The 19,530-nt window shown below is 53.0% G+C and carries 12 protein-coding genes; all 12 read left to right on the top strand.

The genetic code is table 11. The features are described from left to right. Positions 1 to 74: 74 nt before the first annotated feature. On the top strand, positions 75 to 3,287 hold the full coding sequence (locus FW415_RS24480; protein ID WP_168208967.1) for a SusC/RagA family TonB-linked outer membrane protein: 3,213 nt from the start codon (positions 75 to 77) through the stop codon (positions 3,285 to 3,287). Positions 3,288 to 3,303: 16 nt separating this feature from the next. Beyond that, positions 3,304 to 4,818, top strand: a complete 1,515-nt coding sequence (locus FW415_RS24475; protein ID WP_148389710.1) for a RagB/SusD family nutrient uptake outer membrane protein — start codon at positions 3,304 to 3,306, stop codon at positions 4,816 to 4,818. Positions 4,819 to 4,822: 4 nt separating this feature from the next. After that, on the top strand, positions 4,823 to 5,605 hold the full coding sequence (locus FW415_RS24470; protein ID WP_148389709.1) for a DUF4397 domain-containing protein: 783 nt from the start codon (positions 4,823 to 4,825) through the stop codon (positions 5,603 to 5,605). Positions 5,606 to 5,659: 54 nt separating this feature from the next. Then, positions 5,660 to 6,580, top strand: a complete 921-nt coding sequence (locus tag FW415_RS24465) for an ABC transporter ATP-binding protein (protein ID WP_148389708.1) — start codon at positions 5,660 to 5,662, stop codon at positions 6,578 to 6,580. A gap of 43 nt (positions 6,581 to 6,623) precedes the next feature. After that, on the top strand, positions 6,624 to 8,996 hold the full coding sequence (locus tag FW415_RS24460) for a Gldg family protein (RefSeq protein ID WP_148389707.1): 2,373 nt from the start codon (positions 6,624 to 6,626) through the stop codon (positions 8,994 to 8,996). Positions 8,997 to 9,073: 77 nt separating this feature from the next. Beyond that, on the top strand, positions 9,074 to 10,405 hold the full coding sequence (locus FW415_RS24455) for a DNA mismatch repair protein (RefSeq protein WP_148389706.1): 1,332 nt from the start codon (positions 9,074 to 9,076) through the stop codon (positions 10,403 to 10,405). Between the two features lie 47 nt (positions 10,406 to 10,452). Continuing rightward, entirely contained in the window at positions 10,453 to 11,781 is a 1,329-nt protein-coding gene (locus FW415_RS24450; RefSeq protein WP_148389705.1) for a DNA mismatch repair protein, read from the top strand. A gap of 229 nt (positions 11,782 to 12,010) precedes the next feature. Beyond that, the gene (locus FW415_RS24445; protein ID WP_148389704.1) at positions 12,011 to 13,189 is read left to right on the top strand and encodes an acetyl-CoA C-acyltransferase; all 1,179 of its coding nucleotides are present in this window, start codon (positions 12,011 to 12,013) and stop codon (positions 13,187 to 13,189) included. Positions 13,190 to 13,452: 263 nt separating this feature from the next. Further along, the gene (locus FW415_RS24440) at positions 13,453 to 15,108 is read left to right on the top strand and encodes a DUF1800 family protein (RefSeq protein WP_148389703.1); all 1,656 of its coding nucleotides are present in this window, start codon (positions 13,453 to 13,455) and stop codon (positions 15,106 to 15,108) included. A 19-nt stretch (positions 15,109 to 15,127) separates the two neighbouring features. After that, entirely contained in the window at positions 15,128 to 16,708 is a 1,581-nt protein-coding gene (locus FW415_RS24435; protein ID WP_148389702.1) for a DUF1501 domain-containing protein, read from the top strand. An 80-nt stretch (positions 16,709 to 16,788) separates the two neighbouring features. Next, positions 16,789 to 17,130 (top strand): hypothetical protein, encoded by a 342-nt coding sequence (locus FW415_RS24430; RefSeq protein WP_148389701.1) that lies wholly within the window; start codon positions 16,789 to 16,791, stop codon positions 17,128 to 17,130. Positions 17,131 to 17,169: 39 nt separating this feature from the next. After that, positions 17,170 to 19,524 (top strand): TonB-dependent receptor, encoded by a 2,355-nt coding sequence (locus tag FW415_RS24425; RefSeq protein WP_148389700.1) that lies wholly within the window; start codon positions 17,170 to 17,172, stop codon positions 19,522 to 19,524. Positions 19,525 to 19,530: the final 6 nt, after the last annotated feature.

Here is a 19,530-nt window from a genome sequence, read left to right as displayed (position 1 = left end):
TTACGGTCGTTCTGTTACTTGCCGCCTGCTTATCGCAGCACTGTGATGTTTTTGCTCAGGAACAAACAAAGAGCGTGACATTATCAGTAAAAAATCAGCGGCTTGAAGAAGTATTCAAGGAAATTAAAAAGCAAACCGGGTACACCGCTTTTTATAATGATGAGATCGCGAAGAAGATAAAATCCATCAGCGTTACTTTTACCGTCAGGAATGCGGGAATTGCGGAGGTGATGAAACATTGCTTCAAGGGGCTGCGGCTTACCGGCAAATTGATCGGCAATGCTATTATCATTGTGGAGGACAACCAGCCGGATACGGTGCCCGATAAAAAGGAGCTGGACGACGCGCAGATGGTTGTCCGGGGTGTGGTCATAAACGGCCGGGGCGAAGGGATGGACAATGTGAACGTTATTGTAAAACGTTCGGGAAGAGGAGTGATCACGGACAAAAAAGGAGAGTTCAATCTGAATGATGTGCTGGCTGATGACATCCTTGTCTGCCGTATGGTGGGATATGCCACCGAAGAGGTCCCCGTGGGCGGCCGCGCCACCGTATATGTGCAGATGTCCGAAGCCACCAATCTGCTGGACCAGGTGGTGCTGCAGGGTTATGGCAAAACAAGCCGGCGGCTTTCCACCGGCAATATCAGCAGGATATCTTCCAAAGAGATAGCAACGCAGCCTGTGGCCAATCCTTTGCTGGCGCTGCAGGGCAGGGTGCCTGGCCTCGTTATTACCCAAACCAGCGGATATGCCAGCGCTCCGGTGAACGTATCTATCAGGGGGGTAAATACTTTTTCCCTGAACACGGAGCCGTTGTATATTATCGATGGTGTACCGGTAAGTGTAACCGGTCAGAAAGGGATATTATATGGCAACAGCTTCACCGGCGGTCAGAGCCCTTTATTCAATATCAACCCGGGAGACATCGAGAGCATTGAGGTGCTCAAAGATGCCGATGCCACGGCTATTTACGGATCAAGGGGCACCAATGGCGTGATACTGATCTCCACCAAAAGAGGGAAACCCGGGCCTGCAAGATTCAATTTTACCTTGCGGCAAGGGGTACAGCGGGTCACCCGTTTCTGGGATATGCTCAATACCCCGCAATACCTGGAGGCGCGCCGGGAAGCCCTGCGGAATGACGGACTTGCACCCACAACAACCAATTCCCCGGACCTGCTGCTTTGGGACCAGGACCGTTACACGAACTGGCAAAAGGCATTATGGGGAGGCACCGGCAGTAATACCGCTTTGTCCATGGGTATCTCCGGCGGCGATCAGCAAACCACATTCAACATCAATGCCAACTATTCCCGTATTACCGACATTACAGCGGTTTCCGGGTCTACACAACAGGGAACGATGGCATTCGGGTTGACGCACAATACGAGGGACCAGCGGTTCTCGGTCAACTTCTCCACGAACTACGCCTACAGTTATGTGGACGTTGTTAACGCGGCCGGAAATGCAAGGCTTGCGCCGAATGCGCCCGCTATTTTTGATGAGAAAGGTAACCTGAACTGGGCTGAATGGAATGCCAATGGTGCGCTGGACCTGTTCCCGTTCGGCACCATGCTGGAATCGAATCCCCAGAAGACGAATGCGCTGACCTCGAGCTTCAGTCTCGGTTACAGACCATTTAAAGGATTTTCTTTCAATACGCTCTTTGGCTACACCTTCACCCATAATTCCAACAATTTTTTCAACCCCATAAAGTCGCAGAACCCTTACCGGTCTCCCATCGGGTATGCCAGTTTTAATACCAACAAGGTGACCGGCTGGAACATAGAGCCGCAGGCGAATTATCATTTCCTGCTGGGTAAAGCCTCCGTTGATCTGTTGCTGGGTGCTACGTTGACCTCTTCCTCCGGTGTTGCCACCGCATTATCCGGAAGCGGGTACACAGATGACAACCTGCTGGGCTCTATTGTAAACGCCCCGGTCATCGACAGGCCGGGGGATGAATATGCCTACTCCAAATACGTGGGAGCGTTTGCCCGTATCAGTTATAATTTGAAGAACAGGTACCTGGTCAACCTGAATGGCCGCCGGGACGGGAACTCCAATTTCGGGCCGGGCAGGCAGTTCGGGGATTTCGGCTCCGTTGGCATCGCGTGGATCGCATCTGAAGAGGAATGGGTGGATGAAGCACTCCCTTCGTATATCAGCCTCATTAAATTCCGGGGCAGCTACGGCACAACAGGCACTGCCGGAGGAGGAGCATACCAGTATCTTTCCTTATGGGGCTCATCGGCATCGGTGACGCAACCCTATCCTTTCTACAACGGCATTTTACCTTATATCCCGCAGAATCCGCCCAACCAGGATTACTACTGGGAAGTAAACAAAAAACTGGAAGGAGCGTTGGAAATAGGTCTTTGGAACAATGATGTGACATTCTCCGTTTCGTATTACCGCAATCGCACCGGCAACCAGATAACAAGCTATCCGCTTCCTGAGTTTACGGGATTCAATAGCATAATCACCAACCTGCCGGCAACCATACAGAACAGCGGCTGGGAAGGTGTGATCAATGCTCAGCTGATAGACAGGAAGGATATGTCCTGGTCCGCCGGCTTCAACATCAGTACAAACAAAAATATCCTGCTGTCTTTCCCGGGTCTGGCCTCTTCTCCCTATGCCAGCAAGTTTGAGATCGGCCAGCCGCTTACAGTCCAGTATCTGCTTCATTATCTGGGCGTAGATCCGCTTTCCGGCAGTTATGTATTGGAAGACCGGGATAAGAACGGTGTAATATCGGGCGGAATCGGACCGCACGATCCTGATACCTACGTCACTGTGGATATGGCTCCAAAATATTTAGGGGGGCTGATCACCAGTTACCGGTATAAGCAGGTAAACTTTGGCGCGCATGTCAGCTTCAGGAAGCAGATGGGAAGAAATGCGATGCAATCCATAGGCACATATGGTCAGTTCAACCAGAACCTGCCGCTGGAAGTGTATCAGAAGAACTGGAAGAAGCCGGGTGATGTCAGCGCTTTTCCCGCATTCACCACAACGAGCAACCAGAACAGCAGCAATTTCGGACGGTCAGACGGCAGTTTTACAGATGCTTCCTTCATCCGCCTCAGCAATGTATCGCTCTCCTATCGTTTGCCGGAAACCTGGATAAAGAAGATAGGGGTGAAAGATTGCGGGATCGGCATCAATGCGCAGAATATTTTCACCATTACCCGCTACAAGGGACTTGATCCCGAAACGCAGAATTTTGGCGGAATGCCGCCTGTCAAGGTGTATGTTTTAAATCTGCAAGTAAGCCTTTAAACTTAAAAAGTCATTTATGAAACGGACTTTGCTACCTACTCCCCATTCCTATACACAACAGCGGCAGTATCCGCTGCTGCGCAGGTCAAATGTGCTTCCGGCCGTATCCGCCATTCTGGTGTTGCTGTGCTGCATCTCCTGCAGGAAATTATTGACGGTGCCTCCGCCGGTAACCCAGGTTACCGCTGAGCAGGTATTCAGTACCGATGAGCAGGCCAACTCAGCCATGGCCGGCATATACGTCAGCATGATCGGCGTATCTCCGGGTACGGACAATTTCGCGAACGGCCTTACCTCCAGGCTGGGAGGCCTTTCCTCCGATGAGCTGGTATCGATGTTCATCGGGCTGGATGCTCCCATCGTTCACATCAATACCAATAAGATCACCCGCGACGGGAGCGCAGAATCCAGTGCGGTATGGAAAACGCTGTATGCTACTATTTACGGCGCCAATGCGGTGATAGACGGTGTGGCAGGCTCCACATCTTCACGGCTTTCAGACAGCACGCGAAAGCAGCTGACCGCCGAGGCAAAATGCATCAGGGCTTTCTGTTATTTCTACCTGGTCAATTTCTTTGGCGATGTTCCTTTGGTACTGGTGGCGGACCCGCTTAAAGTAGCGGCAATGTCCCGCACCCCGGTGGAGGAAGTGTACCGGCAGATCATCCAGGACCTGAAAGATGCGCAGACCGGCCTGGTTGCAGATTATTCGGCCAGCAACGGAAAACGCATACGGGTCAACATGTGGGGAGCCACCGCCCTGCTGGCAAGAGCGTACCTGTTTTTGCAGGACTACGACAATGCCGCCGCGGAGGCCACCAAAGTGATCGGGAACACCAGTGAATTTGACCTGGAAGACGATCTGAACAGGGCATTTTTAACCGATAGCAAAGAAGCCATATGGCAGCTGGAACAAAACATCAATGACGGACTGGCCGGCAACGCTACCCTGGAAGGATATAATTTATTGCCCATTGCACCGTCCTTTGTGGTAACCTACCTCTCTGAACAGCTACTGGGGGCCTTTGAGCCGGGTGATCAGCGCAGGGCAAAATGGGTGGACAGCACCGGTTTCCCAGGGTTCTATTACTACTATCCTGCCAAATACAAAACAGGGGCATTGAACCGTGTTGTCGGCGCCCCTGCGACAGAATATTATATGCTGCTCCGGTTGGCGGAACAATACCTGATACGTGCCGAAGCCAGAGCGCACGGCGCACCGGGCGGGGCAATAGCGGCCATTGCCGATCTGAATGCCCTGAGGTCCCGGTCAGGATTGGATGATCTGCCGGAAACACTGTCTGAAACGGAACTGCTGGATGCGGTTGCAAAGGAATGGCAGACGGAGATGTTCTGCGAATGGGGGCACCGGTGGTTCAATCTCAAGCGGACAGGAAAAGCACCGGAAGTGCTTTCGGCCATTCCCATAAAGCAACCATGGGTAGGGGACTATCAGCTCCTTTACCCGCTCCCGCTGGAAAGCGTCCTCAACGGGGCCGGAATCATTCAAAATAGTGGCTATCAAAATTAATCGCATGAAAAAAACAGAAAAGTCCTTTCCTTCCGCCATATTAGGTCTTTGCCTTTTTTTTGGGACCGGCCTGCTGGGCTCCTGTTCCAAAACGCCGGTGCCGCCCGGAGCAGTGTCGCTGACCATTGTCAATACGCTGACAACTCCCCTCATCGTCAATTTCAACGAAGAAGATTCCATTCTTTTCACCGGCGGGGGCGTAGGACAGATAGTTGACCGGAATACCGCGCTGGCCTTCGGCCTTAATGGCGGGAAGCAGATCGTGAACCTGCGGGAAATAAATACCGCCAACCCGATCTATACCTGGGCAGATCATTCCATGCTCAACTTATTGTTTGACCTGCCTGCGGGTACTATGGGAAGCCTGTTCGTATCAGGAACGAAAGAAGTGCCGGATACTTTGCTGGTGAGGGATTCCCCCCTCCATTTTCCGGCAGGCGACAGCAGCATGGGCATACGCTTCATCAATCTCTCCGGGGAGAAGGCGGCCGTTGATGTCAATCTCGCCGGGCAGGCCGATGGCAGCGAAGCGGCTGACCTGGCGTATAAAAATATCACGGCGTTTACAAGATATCCGGCTGATGCTTCCGTACAACAATATGTCTTTGAATTCCGGAATGCATCGGACGGCAGTCTCCTGGCTACCGCTGCGATGAGTAACATCAATAATCCCGGCACAAGCGGAGCTGCCAACCTTTGGCGTCACCGCAACTTTACGCTGGTCTTTCGCGGCGTGCCGGGTTCAACCGATTCACCGCCCGCCGCATTCATCGTCAGGAACCACTAAAGCATGCCATACTAAAACCGCCATTGACAACAAGCATATTTAAACTGAAAATTCATGAACAGTATTTTAAGGACCGAGGGGTTATCGCACAAATATTCCAGCTCCTGGGCTATCAGGGATATCAATATCGAGATCGGACAGACTGGTATCACCGGCCTTCTCGGTTCTAACGGCGCGGGCAAGTCCACCACCATGAACATTATCTGCGGGGTGCTCAATCAAACAGCGGGGAAAGTGTATCTCAATGGAATTGACCTGAACGCACAGCCCGAGGACGCCAAGAAAAATATCGGCTTCCTGCCGCAAAATCCGCCGCTTTATCTGGACCTGACCATCGATGAGTACCTGACCTATTGTGCCCAGCTGCGATTCATAGAGAAGGACAAGATCAGGTCCGCCGTAACGGAAGCAAAAGAGCGTTGCGGCATTGCCCATTTCAGCAGCCGCCTGCTGAAAAACCTTTCGGGGGGATACCGGCAGCGTGTAGGCATTGCGCAGGCCATTATTCACAAGCCCAGGCTGGTGGTGATGGACGAACCCACCAACGGGCTGGATCCCAACCAGCTGCTGGAAGCCAGGAAGCTGATCAAGGAAATCGCCCGGGACCATGCCGTGCTGCTCTCCTCACACATCCTTTCAGAAATTAACCTGCTTTGCAAGGACATCATCATGATCGCATCCGGGAGGATCGTATTTGCAGACACCATGGATGCTTTTGACAATTACCTGCAGCCGCAGAGCATTATCCTGAAGATGGAAAACCCGCCTTCCAAAGAAGCGCTGCTGGGTATGCAGGGCGTTACAGGGGTAACATTTTTAAGCCAGAAAGAACTGCGGGTTGATTTTGACGGCGACCTGGGAATATCCGAACGGCTGGTGGCTGCCAGCGTACAGCACAACTGGCGCCTGAGAGAGCTGAGCCTTGAAAAAAGGCTGCTGGACGACACCTTCAAACAGCTTTCCTCCAATTCATAAGGCCGCGCGAATTGACCGCATTTTTGATTTCAAATTTTTCTACATGAACATCATCTTCAAGATAACAAAGAATGAACTGCGCAATCTTTTTTACTCCCCGGTTGCCTGGTTTTTAATGATCGTATTCCTGGTGCAATGCGCCATCGTGTATTCCAGCCTCCTGTATCCCATTGCCCATGCACAGGACATATTCAGGGAGAGCGATCCCAATTTCAGGAACTGGGGAGGACAGAACTCCTTCACCCGCATATTGTTCACTGATCCCGGTGCCCTGTTCTCGCACATACTGCGGAATTTGTACCTGTTCGTTCCGCTGCTCACGATGGGGATCGTCAGCAGGGAGATCAACAACGGCACCATCAAGCTGTTATACTCTTCACCCGTTACCATCCGGCAGATCGTTTTGGGAAAATACCTGGCCGTGATCATGTATAACCTGCTGCTGTTATGTATTGTGGGTATTTTCATGGTCACCGCGGCTTTTATCACCAATAATATCGAATACGGGGTGCTGCTTTCCGCTACCCTCGGGTTCTTCCTGCTGATATGCGCTTACTCGGCCATCGGGCTTTTCATGAGCAGTCTTACCACTTACCAGATCGTGTCCGCCATCAGTACTTTTTCGATCATCCTGGTGCTCACGTATATCAGCGGGCTTTGGCAGAAATATGATTTTATCCGCGACCTGACCTGGTTCCTTTCCCTGATGGGCCGGACGGATAAGATGTTGCTGGGGCTGATCACAACAAAGGATATCATATACTTCCTGGTGGTGATCGGTATGTTCGTGAGCTTTACGCTGATCAAGCTCCGGTCCGGACGGGAGTCGAAACGCTGGTATGTCAGAGCGTCCCAATATCTCACCGTGCTGGCTATAGCACTGGCCATCGGGTATGTCAGCTCACGGCCGCGTTACACCCTGTACTGGGACGCTACTTCCAATGACGCGAATACCATACATCCACGCATACAAGCGGTCATCAAAGAGCTGGGGCGGGATGAGCCGCTGGAAGTGGTGTTGTGCGCAAATCTCCTGGAGACCGCTGCCACAAATGCGCTCCCCGAGCAACGGAATGTGTACCTGAACTATCTGTGGGAAAAATACGTGCGCTTCAAACCTGATATCAAATTCAGCTACAAATATTATTATGATTATGATGAAAAGCTGATGGGCCCGTCCCTGCATCAAAGATTCCCGAACAAGACCACCAAAGAGATCGCCGAAAGGATAGCCGACCTGTACGGCGTGGATATAGCGGATTTTATGTCTCCGGAGGAAATGCGGAAAGTAATTGACCTGAAGCCTGAAAACCTGAAAACGATCATGCTGCTCAAATACAAAGGGCGTATGGAGTTTCTGCGGACTTTCCCGGATACGGAATTCTGGCCGAACGAAACGAATGTGTCCGCCTCGTTCAAACGGTTGCTGCAGGCAGATCTGCCCAAAGCAGTATATGTCACCGGCAACCTAGAGCGATCTGCTTATAAATCCGGAGAAAGGGAGTATGAATTCATGACATCGGATAAAACCAACCGGCATTCGCTGATCAACAGCGGGTTTAATATCGATACGGTTTCGCTGGACGATCATGATATTCCGGCAGACGTTTCGATCCTGGTGCTGGCCGATCCCAAAAGGGAGCTGAGTCCCGTTGCGCTGGACAAGATCAGGAAGTATATAGACAAGGGCGGCAATATGTTCATCATGGGAGAGCCCCAAAAACAGGCGGTGCTGAATCCTGTGCTGAAACCGCTGGGAGTCCGGCTGCTGCCGGGTAACATTGTACAGGTCAGCGAGAACGAGATGCCGCACATGGTATCGCCTATTGTGACCGAAACCGGCATCAACCTGTCCGATGACAATATGCTGCTGGCAATAAGGAACCTGCGGAAAGAAAAGGAAGCGGACCCCACGCTGAACTTTTTCGGAAGAGACACACTGGCTATGCTGATGCCCGGCGTTACCGGCATTGCCTATACGACCGACAGCGGATTTGCGGTGCAGCAACTGGCGCATACGCTGGAACAAAGGACCTGGTTGAAAATGGGTGCGCTGGTCGTCGATTCCACCGCCCCGGTATTCAGCCCGCAGGAGGGTGACATAAAAGCCAGCTTTCCTACCGCTATACAACTGACCCGGAAGATAGCCGGGAAAGAACAGCGCATCGTGGTTTGCAGCGATGCGGATTTTGCCAGCAACCTGAGAAGGTATAATTCCTATTTTACCACCTCTATCTACAGCTGGCTGGATGAGAACAGATTTCCTATTTACACGCCCCGGGCGCCGGCCAAAGACAACCTGCTGCTGATAGGAGGGAAATTCGCAGCTGTGCTGAAGATCATTTACGTATGGGTACTGCCGGGCATCATTCTCTTGTTGGGGACGATATTGCTCATCAGGAGAAAAAGAAAATAAGCAGGCGCTGCGTTAAAGCGTTCAGGGTAGTATATTGGTTTATCCCCCGGCGGGGGCTTACTTAAAAAAACGACAAGATGGCTTTGCATACAGATGAACAGACCATTGGCGATTTAGGGATTTTTGGCAGGCATGACACCAGCAGCATTTATGATATCTACAACCGCACCCATACCCGCGGCGGCGAGTCCCTGCTGGAAGAAATGTTCCGCAACCCATTGTCAGACAAGGAAGAAATTAACCGGCGCAGCAGCATCATAGCCAACTTTGCCCGGCTGAATATTCCTTTTCCATACAACGGGTCATTATTTGATGTGGTGGAGAAATACCTGTTGAATGGTACGGATGCCACCGGCACAACAAACAGCCGGTCAGCATTGGGCGAAAAGGAAATACAGAACGGCGTTACCGGGATAATTGACCTTGTCAGGATAACAAAGGCGTTTATGGAGAACAGTGATCTGGGGAAAATAGCGCCTTATTCAACGGAGTACAACAGCATCGTCAATCTCCTGTCATATCCCGCATTTGAGCCGGTCCTTCGCTTGCCGGAAAAGGAAAAACCTTCCTATGCGGCCATTACGGCCTATGATGCATTGTTCCGGAATAGTGAAAGGAACAAGATCGGAAAACTGCTGAAGTACATCTATGCGCTGGACGTATATATGTCCGTGGCACAAACAGCGATCGAAAGAAAGTTCGTTTTTCCGCGCGCACTGGATAAAGGGCAGTGCCTGCTTACCCTGGAAGGCGTGTACTATCCGGGACTGGAGCAGCCTGTAGGCAATAACATTTCCATCGACCCTTCATCCAACGTCATATTTCTGACCGGCGCCAATATGGCCGGCAAATCCACTTTCCTCCGCGCCATCAGCTCAGCCTTGTATGTGGCGCACATGGGATTTCCCGTAGCGGCAACCGCCATGGAATTTTCGGTCATGGACGGCATCTACACCACCATCAACCTGCCGGATAACCTGGGTATCGGGGCCAGCCATTTTTATGCGGAAGTAACAAGGGTGAAAAAAATGGCCACCGAATTAAGCAGCGGCAAATCGCTGTTCATCCTTTTTGATGAATTGTTCCGCGGCACCAATGTAAAAGATGCGCATGAAGCTACCGTAGCCGTTATCAAAGGATTTGCCGGAAAGCGCAACAGCATATTCATCGTCTCCTCCCATATTGTGGAGGCAGGGGAAGCGCTGCAACAGCTGCAGAACATCGCTTTTCTGTATATGCCCACTAAAATGAACGGCCATAAACCCACGTACACGTATAAGCTGGAGCGCGGTATTACGGACGACCGGCACGGCATGATCATCATCAGGAATGAAGGGATACTGGACATACTCCGGGAGGGGATGCAAACGGGGGCGAACAGGCAGAACGCAAAGCCGGCGAACGGGTGATAAACGAAGGGGAAAACTGAATAAGATACGCTAATACTGATCAGCATATGAGTTTTAATATAGACAAACAAACCCTTGATGAACTGAACCTGATGGGCAAATTCCGTCAGGGTTCCGTATATCATTTGTTTAATCGCACGAAAACACGCGGTGGAGAGCAGTTGCTCGATAAAATGTTCCGCCACCCGCTGGGCAATAGTGAAGACATCAACAACCGCAGCAGGATATTCCATTTTTTTCAGCAGGCGGGGCTTGCTTTTCCCTTTGATGCGCAGCAGGTGACCCTGATGCACGAGTACCTGGATGCCGGCGGGAGCAAAAGCGCCGCGCTCACCCTGGCCGGTATATTCGTCAAAAAATCGCTGGCATCGCTCACGAGAGATGAAAGGTACAAGGAAATGATCCAGCGGATGCATGCTACGATCATCACCCTGAACAAATGCCGGGCCTTTGCAAGAACGCTCCGCAATGTGCCGGGACCTTATGCCGCAAATGTCGCGGCCATACAGGGCATCCTGGAAGACAGCCATGCAGGGCAGCTGGCCGATATGGACATATACCGGTCCATCCCCGTAAAAACCTTGTCGTATTACGACTATTTGCTCAAGGGAAAGCTCCGGACGAAAATGGAAGCCGTATTGGCCTTCATTTATGAAACGGATGTGTACATCGCTGTCAGCGGGGTAGCCGCTGAAAAGAACTTTGGTTATGCGGTGGCGCTGCCTGCTGAAGCGAATGTGCTTTCCGCCAGGAACCTTTCTCATCCTTGCCTCGCTCATGGTGTAGGCAACGATGTCACGATGCAGCAGAGCGCCAATGTGCTGTTCCTTACCGGGGCCAATATGGCCGGTAAATCCACGCTGATGAAATCGATAGGCATCGGGTTTTACCTGGCGCATATGGGCTTTCCCGTCGCCGCAACGAAGATGGAATTTTCAGTACGGGAAGGCCTGTATTCCTCTATCAATGTGGCGGATAATATCGGGCTGGGGTACAGCCATTTTTACGCGGAGGTAGTGCGGGTAAAACAGGCCGCGCTGGCAGCTGCCAGCGGGAAAAAGCTGCTGTTGATGTTTGACGAGTTATTCAAAGGCACGAATGTAAAGGATGCATATGACGGAACGCTGGCCGTAACAGAAGGTTTTTCCGGTTACAGGGAATGTTTGTTTATTGTTTCCACCCATATCATAGAAGTAGGGGAGGCATTGAAGGAATATGACAATATCCGGTTTGCTTTTATGCCCACCATCATGGAAGGCGTGCATCCGCGATATACTTACAGGTTGCAGGCGGGTATTACGGAAGACCGGCAGGGGATGATGATCATCAGGAATGAAGGGATACTGGAATTGTTGAACGGATCAGGGGAAAAATGACGAGGACTGCAGGTTGAATGATCCGGTAGATGGGTGTCAGATCAGCTAGAAAATAACGAGTGCAGGTTGAATGATCCGGTAGACGGGTGTCAGATCAGCTGAAAAATAACAAGGACTGCCGGACGGGACTTCGGAAACCCTGTAGTGTATTACAAATCAATTGGTTGTGTTATGATAAGGTAGAAGTAATGAAATTCCTTAAATTTGATCAACACCAAATGACAGAACCATGCAGGATGCTTATATAGTGGCAGGATACCGGACGGCAGTAACGAAATCGAAAAGGGGCGGGTTCCGCTTTTACCGGCCGGATGATCTGGCCGTGGATGTGATCACCGGTTTGCTGAAGACCATCCCGCAGCTGGAACCGCAGCGGGTGGATGACCTTATTGTAGGGAATGCCGTGCCGGAAGCGGAGCAGGGTTTGCAGATCGGGAGGATGATCTCCGTGCGCGCATTGGGCATTGATGTACCGGGCATGACCGTTAACCGGTATTGCGCCTCCGGCCTGGAGACCATTGCCATTGCAACGGCCAAGATACGGACGGGGCAGGCGGAATGCATCATTGCAGGCGGTACGGAAAGCATGAGCCTGGTGCCGGTAGCCGGCTGGAAAACCGTGCCGAACTATAATGTGACCAGCGTTACGCCGGACTATTACCTCAGCATGGGCCTCACGGCGGAAGCCGTGGCAAAGGAGTTTAAAGTGAGCCGCGAGGAGCAGGACAGTTTTGCGTACCAGTCCCACCAACGGGCCATCAACGCCATCAGCAAAGGATATTTTAAACAGGGTATTCTGCCGATATCGGTAGAAGAAGTATATCTCAATGAAAAGGGGAAGAAAGATACGCGCACCTTCACCGTGGATACGGATGAAGGGCCGCGGGCAGACACCTCTCCCGAAGCGCTGGCCAAATTGCGGCCCGTATTTGCCGCCGGAGGATCAGTAACCGCCGGTAATTCCTCACAGACCAGTGATGGCGCCGCCTTTGTGGTAGTGATGAGTGAACGGATGATGAAAGAGCTGAACCTTCAGCCGATCGGGCGGCTGGTATCCTGCGTATCCGCGGGCGTACATCCCCGCATCATGGGCGTAGGTCCCATTGCCGCCGTGCCCAAAGCCCTGAAGATCGCCGGAAAGTCCCTCAAGGATATCGACCTGGTGGAACTGAACGAAGCATTCGCTTCCCAGTCCATCGCCGTGATCCGCGAACTGGGGCTGGACCCGGAAGCCGTGAATATCAACGGCGGAGCCATTGCGCTCGGCCATCCCCTCGGATGCACCGGCGCCAAACTCACCATCCAGTTGCTCAACGACATGCAGCGCCTGAAGAAGAAGTACGGCATCGTCACCGCCTGCGTAGGTGGTGGACAGGGCATTGCAGGCGTCATCGAAAATCTCGCTTAAGAGGTCAACTTCTGATAATCAGCAATTTTGGGGTGCGTCGCAAGGCTGACGCGCCCCTTTTTTTCAAACAGCCCTGCCTAACCCCCTGATAAACCGCCGACAACGACATTTCATATAAAATAATATAATTGAATTAAACTTTTTACTAATTTGCTTCCTGGAAAACCGGCTTTTGCCTGAAATGCCCTGTAATGTTATTATCGTTGTAAGATATCAACCAGGTAACAGCTTGACACAAACCTTAAAGTCATAACCGTATCACAATGGATCGTAGAGACTTCTTAACACTAGCCCCTTCCCGCAAGAAAACGGTGAAAGTGAACTATGGCCGTACCCGTACCGGCATCAGCCCATATACCGGAGAATGGGGCAAGGCGCAGGTCGTGCATTTGCTGAAACGCGCCATGTTCGGCGCCGCGCCCGCAGATATCAGGCATTTCGAAGGCATGACGATGGAAGACGCCGTGGATGCACTGCTGCAACCCAATTCCGTTGATCCCGCTCCTCCTGTCAATAATTATAACGTTGGCGCCTATATCGATCCTACCGGCGTACCGGCCGGAGCGCCCTGGGTGCTGGCTCCCGAAGGAGACGAAGAGCTGAACGATAAACGCCGCGCTTCCTATAAGGCCTGGTGGACCGGCCTCATGCTCAACCAGGAAAGGACCATGCATGAAAAGCTGGTACTCTTCTGGCATAATCACTTCGCTACCGAAACACAGACCATACAGGATGCCCGTTTCATGTACAAGCATAACGCCATGCTGCGCAGTCACGCACTGGGCAACTTCAGGGCGATGACGAAAGCGGTAACGCTGGACCCTGCCATGCTGGTGTACCTCAACGGGTACCTGAACGAAAAAAGCGCAGCGGATGAGAACTATTCCCGCGAGTTGCTGGAGCTGTTCACCTGCGGCAAAGGCCCCGAATCCCTGTACACCGAAGAAGATGTGCGTGCCGGGGCAAGAGTGCTCACCGGTTACCGCATCGATAAAGTGAACATCTCTTCCTACTTCGATCCCACGATGCACGACATCGAGAACAAGCAGTTTTCCAGCTGGTTCTCCAACCGCGTGATCACGGGGAAAACCGGGGAAGCAGGCACTACGGAGCTGGATGATATGCTGGGCATCATCTTCCAGCAGCAGGAAGTGGCCAAATTCATCTGCCGCAGATTCTACCAGTTCTTCATTTACTACGAAATAGACGCCGCCGCCGAAGCCAATGTGATCACACCGCTGGCGGAGATCTTCCGCAGCAGCAATTACGAGATCAAGCCGCTGCTGGAAGCCTTGCTGAAGAGCGAGCATTTTTATGATCCGCTGAACATGTCCTGCCTCATCAAAAGCCCGGTGGATTTTACCGTAGGCCTTTGCAGGGAATTCGGTGTGCCGCTGGCTACCGCTGCGGATTATCCGGCCGCATACGGCCAGTGGAGCGCGTTGCAGGCCGCTGCCAGTACGCAGCAGCAGAACATCGGCGATCCTCCCGGCGTATCCGGATGGGACGCCTATTATCTTGCGCCCCAGTTCCATGAGCTGTGGATCAATACAGATACCCTGCCCAAACGGAACATGCTGGTGGACCAGATGATCACTACCGGTTATACCCGCAACGGCCAGACGCTGCAGATCGACCCGATCCTGTTCGCAGACCAGCTCGATAATCCCCAGGACCCCGTGGCCCTCGTGAATGACTCGCTGGAAATACTGTACAGGATGGGGGTTTCAGAGAATACAAAGGCTTTTCTCAAAGATCAGATACTCCTGCAGGGACAGGAGCAGGATTATTACTGGACCAACGCCTGGAACGCCTATAAAGCGGATACTTCGAATATGATGAACCGGAACATCGTGCTGACGCATCTGCGGGAAATGTATAAATATATCATGAACCTCTCCGAATATCATTTAGCCTGATCATATTGAAAACCTATTTATGAAACGTAGAGATTTCCTCAAATATACTGCACCGGCTGCCATACTGCCCTCTTTCATCAACGGCTTTTCCGTGAAGGCATTCGGGAGTTCCCCGCTGCTGGCCGCGCTGGAAGGTGCGGCTACGGACAATGATCATGTGCTGGTGATGATCCAGCTGAATGGCGGCAATGACGGTCTGAATATGGTGATCCCGCTGGACCAGTACGGCAACTACCAGGCCGCGCGCAGCAACATTGCCATCCCGGAAGGCCGGGTGCTGCGGCTTGCCGGGCATGCGAAAACCGGTCTGCATCCCGCCATGACCGGCATTCAGCAGATGTACAACGAAGGGCATGTGACCTTGCTGCACAGCGTGGGATATCCATCTCCCAATTTTTCGCACTTCCGGGCTACGGATATCTGGCTCACCGGTTCAGATGCCAACCAGGTGCTGCCTACCGGCTGGGGCGGAAGATACCTGAACTACGAGTATCCCAATTATCCCGTCAATTATCCGAATGCGGACATGCCGGACCCGCTGGCCATCCAGATCGGTTCCATCGTTTCCCCTGCATTCCAGGGGCCTGCCACCAATATGGGCATGGCCGTGACCAGCGCAACGGATTTTTATAACCTGCTCAACGGCGTGGAAGATCCCGTACCCGATACCCGCGCAGGGAAAGAGCTGAAATATATCCGCCTTATACAGCAACATACCAACAAATTCGCGGATGCTATCAAGATAGCCGCCGCGCGCGTGACCAACCAGGGGCCGTACCCCGCCAACAACAACCTGGCGGAACAGCTGAAGATCGTTGCCCGCCTCGTGGCAGGCGGCCTGAAAACACGCCTGTACATGGTGAGCATCGGCGGTTTTGATACCCATGCCAGCCAGACCGAAAGCGGCGATACCACCACCGGTACGCATGCTACCCTGCTGGGCCGTGTGTCCTCCGCCGTCAAAGCCTTTATGGACGACCTGAAAGGGCTGAAGAAATCACAGCGGGTAGTGGGCATGACCTTCTCCGAATTCGGCCGGCGCATCAAATCCAACGGCAGTATGGGTACCGACCATGGCGCTTCGGCTCCCATGATCGTTTTCGGGGATTATGTGAACCAGCAGGTGCTCGGCGCTACGCCCACCATGCCGGACGCCGCCTCCGTGAATGACAATATTCCCATGCAGTACGATTTCCGTTCCGTATATGCTTCATTGCTGGAACAATGGTTCTGCGTACCCGCGGCGGACCTCAACTCCATCATGCTCAACAACTATCAGAGCCTTCCGCTGGTGAACGGCCTGGCCTGCGGAACAATAACGAACGTTCCGGGAGTGGATGAAGGCATCAACCTGGTGACCAACTACCCGAACCCCTTCACCCTCAAAACGGTCGTTTCCTACACCACCCGCGGCGGGCATACCCTCATACAGGTCTTCGATACCATGGGCCGTCTCCTGCGTACCCTGGCGGACAGCGATCATGCCGCAGGCACCTATACGGTGACCTTCGATGGCGAGATGCTGCCCAACGGCGTGTATTACTGCCGTTTCCAGAACGGGGTCACTCAACAGGTGAGAACCATGCTGAAAGTGCGCTAAACCGGCTTAAAAACACCTTAAATAGTGTGCAACGCAGTTGCATTCGCTGTTTTTGACTATCTTTGCCGTGATATCGGTCAATGGTGAAGAAGCTTGTACAACAAATAACAGCTGTTCTATTGCTCGGCGTGTTCTGTCTTTACATCACGCCGAGGGATTACCTGCACCATTTTACCGGGCATGAGGACACGCAGGATGAAACCTGCATGACAACGCCCGTCGGCGGCCCGGCATTCTCCACCCAGCATCAGCATTGCGACTGGCTTAACTGGACCCTCGAAGGGTATGTGGATGCGCCCCTTATCGCCATCCCCTCCACACCGCACGCTTATAAAGCACTGCTGCAGGAACTGCCTGCGCTCCGCTTTCAATATCCCCCGTATTACTTTTCCCTGCGCGCACCGCCATACGTATCCGTCTGACCCGTTACAGGATACTTATACAATTTATTCATTTACATCATGATGATCAGGAAGATCGCGCTGACAGGGGCGTTGTTGCAGCTATTGCTCGTAGCATCCGCCAGTGCACAATGTACCATTCGTTTAAGCGGTACCATTACAGATACAGAAACCCGGCAGGTATTGTCCGGCGCCAGCATTACCGTAAAGGAAACCGGGCAGGCCGTGCAGAGCGATGCCTCGGGGGCTTATTTGCTGGAAGGGCTTTGTCCGGGTAACTACACCGTCCGCGTAAGCCATATCGGCTGCGTTCCGGTGGAGATCGCCTGGCAGGTCATCCGCGATGAGCGCCGCAACATTGCCCTGCCGCATAGCATCACGCGGCTGCAGGAAGTAGCGGTGACCGGGCATGCCGCCAAGGAAGTGACCACCGCCCCCGTTGAAACACTCAGCGGCCGGGAGCTGGATAAAACCCGTGGCCTCACCCTGGGCGATGCGCTGAAGCGGGTGAACGGCGTCACTACCATGACCACCGGGCCCAACGTTTCCAAACCTGTCATCAACGGGCTGCACAGCAACCGCATCCTTATTCTCAATAACGGTATCCGGCAGGAAGGCCAGCAATGGGGCAGCGAACATGCCCCGGAAGTGGACCCTTTCCTCGCCAGCAAGCTCATTGTGATCAAAGGCGCCGGTTCCCTGCGTTATGGCGGTGACGCCATCGGCGGTGTAGTGCTGGCGGAACCCAAACCATTGCCCGTGACACCGGGCCTGGGAGGAGAAGTGAACTTTGCCGGTTTTTCCAATAACCGCCTCGGCGCCGTCTCCGCCATCCTGGAACAACAGGTGCCGGAAGTGCCGGGCCTCAGCTGGCGCCTGCAAGGCACCGTACGCAAAGGCGGGAATACCCGTACGCCGGACTACTGGCTGGATAACACCGGCGTGGAGGAACTGAACTTCTCCGTAGCCGCCGGATGGAAACGGCCGGATTATGGCGTGGAACTCTTTTACAGCCAGTTCAATACCAGCCTCGGCGTATTCGAAGGTTCCCATATCGGCAACCGCGGAGACCTGGAGGAAGTGATCAGGCAGGGGAAGCCCCGGCCGGAATACACCGAAGGGTTCAGCTACGAAATCGACAGGCCTTACCAGCGCGTGGAGCACGAGCTGTTCAAGATCAAAAGCTTCCTGAACACCGGTGAGGCCGGCCGCCTTAACCTGGTGCTCGCGCGGCAGTTCAACTACCGCGATGAGCTGGACCGCAACTCCGCTTTATCCGTGAACCAGATGAACCTCAACCTCACCACCTACAACGGGGAACTGGTATGGGACCATCACGACTGGAAAGGACTTCGCGGAACGGTGGGGGCCACGGGCATGTACCAGGACAACAGCTATCAGCGCCGCCTCTTTGTTCCCAACTACGAAAGTCTCCAGTGGGGCGCTTTCTGGACAGAGAAATGGGAGAGCAGCGATAACAAATGGCTGCTGGAAGGTGGTATCCGCTACGATAATAAACGGTTTTACAACCTCGGCGACAATCTCGGTGAAAAGAGCTTTCCGGAGCAGGACTTTTCCAGCTTCTCCGGCTCGCTCGGCGCACAATACCGCATCCTCGATCATTTTCATGTATCCCTGAATGCTGCCCGCGCCTGGCGTGCAGCCGCAGTGAATGAATTATATGCCACAGGCCTGCATCATGGCGCAGCGGTGTATGTGGACGGAGACCCGTATCTCGATCCGGAGATCGCCTCCAAGTTCAACCTTTCCCTGCATTATGATATCGGGGAGAAGCTGGAAGCAGATGTGAACCTTTATTACAATTACATCCGCAACTTCATCTTCCAGCAACCGACCGACAGTATTGTGGTAACCATCCGCGGCGCGTTCCCTTACACGTACTTCCGGCAGTCGGACGTCAGCATGAAAGGAATGGATGCGCAGCTCCGGTGGCATTTTCTTCCCAAATGGCAGCTCAGCACCAAAGCGTCGATCCTGCGCGCATGGAACGAAACAGATAACGACTGGCTCATTGCCATGCCGTCTGACCGCTTTGAGCATGAGCTGAGTTTCTTTCCCGGGAATACAAAGCGTCTGAAGGAAAATTACATATCCCTGAGCGTGAGCAATGTACTGGAGCAGACGCGCACACCGGCGAACCTGACCGATAAATCGGACCCGCGGGGTCAGGACCTTATGGCGCCGCCGGCAGGCTACACCCTGCTGAACCTCGAAGCCGGGTCCACCCTGCAACTCGGCGGACAGCCCTTATCGGTGATCATCGGGGCAGGCAATCTACTGAATGCCCGCTACCGCGATTACATGAATTTCTTCCGCTATTTCGCGGATGAACCGGGTACCAATGTGTACCTGAAACTGAAGCTGCCGCTGCAGTTCAGGAAAAACAAATCTTAAACATCC

The organism is Chitinophaga sp. XS-30 (assembly GCF_008086345.1).
Lineage (GTDB): Bacteria > Bacteroidota > Bacteroidia > Chitinophagales > Chitinophagaceae > Chitinophaga.
Note: the sequence above shows the minus strand (reverse complement) of the source record. Positions and strands in the feature narration are given on the sequence as shown.

Coding starts and splice junctions, on each gene's coding strand:
- FW415_RS24475 (WP_148389710.1), top strand. CDS start 3,304: ATGAAACGGACTTTGCTACCTACTCCCCATTCCTATACACAACAGCGG.
- FW415_RS24470 (WP_148389709.1), top strand. CDS start 4,823: ATGAAAAAAACAGAAAAGTCCTTTCCTTCCGCCATATTAGGTCTTTGC.
- FW415_RS24465 (WP_148389708.1), top strand. CDS start 5,660: ATGAACAGTATTTTAAGGACCGAGGGGTTATCGCACAAATATTCCAGC.
- FW415_RS24460 (WP_148389707.1), top strand. CDS start 6,624: ATGAACATCATCTTCAAGATAACAAAGAATGAACTGCGCAATCTTTTT.
- FW415_RS24455 (WP_148389706.1), top strand. CDS start 9,074: ATGGCTTTGCATACAGATGAACAGACCATTGGCGATTTAGGGATTTTT.
- FW415_RS24450 (WP_148389705.1), top strand. CDS start 10,453: ATGAGTTTTAATATAGACAAACAAACCCTTGATGAACTGAACCTGATG.
- FW415_RS24445 (WP_148389704.1), top strand. CDS start 12,011: ATGCAGGATGCTTATATAGTGGCAGGATACCGGACGGCAGTAACGAAA.
- FW415_RS24440 (WP_148389703.1), top strand. CDS start 13,453: ATGGATCGTAGAGACTTCTTAACACTAGCCCCTTCCCGCAAGAAAACG.
- FW415_RS24435 (WP_148389702.1), top strand. CDS start 15,128: ATGAAACGTAGAGATTTCCTCAAATATACTGCACCGGCTGCCATACTG.
- FW415_RS24430 (WP_148389701.1), top strand. CDS start 16,789: ATGGTGAAGAAGCTTGTACAACAAATAACAGCTGTTCTATTGCTCGGC.
- FW415_RS24425 (WP_148389700.1), top strand. CDS start 17,170: ATGATGATCAGGAAGATCGCGCTGACAGGGGCGTTGTTGCAGCTATTG.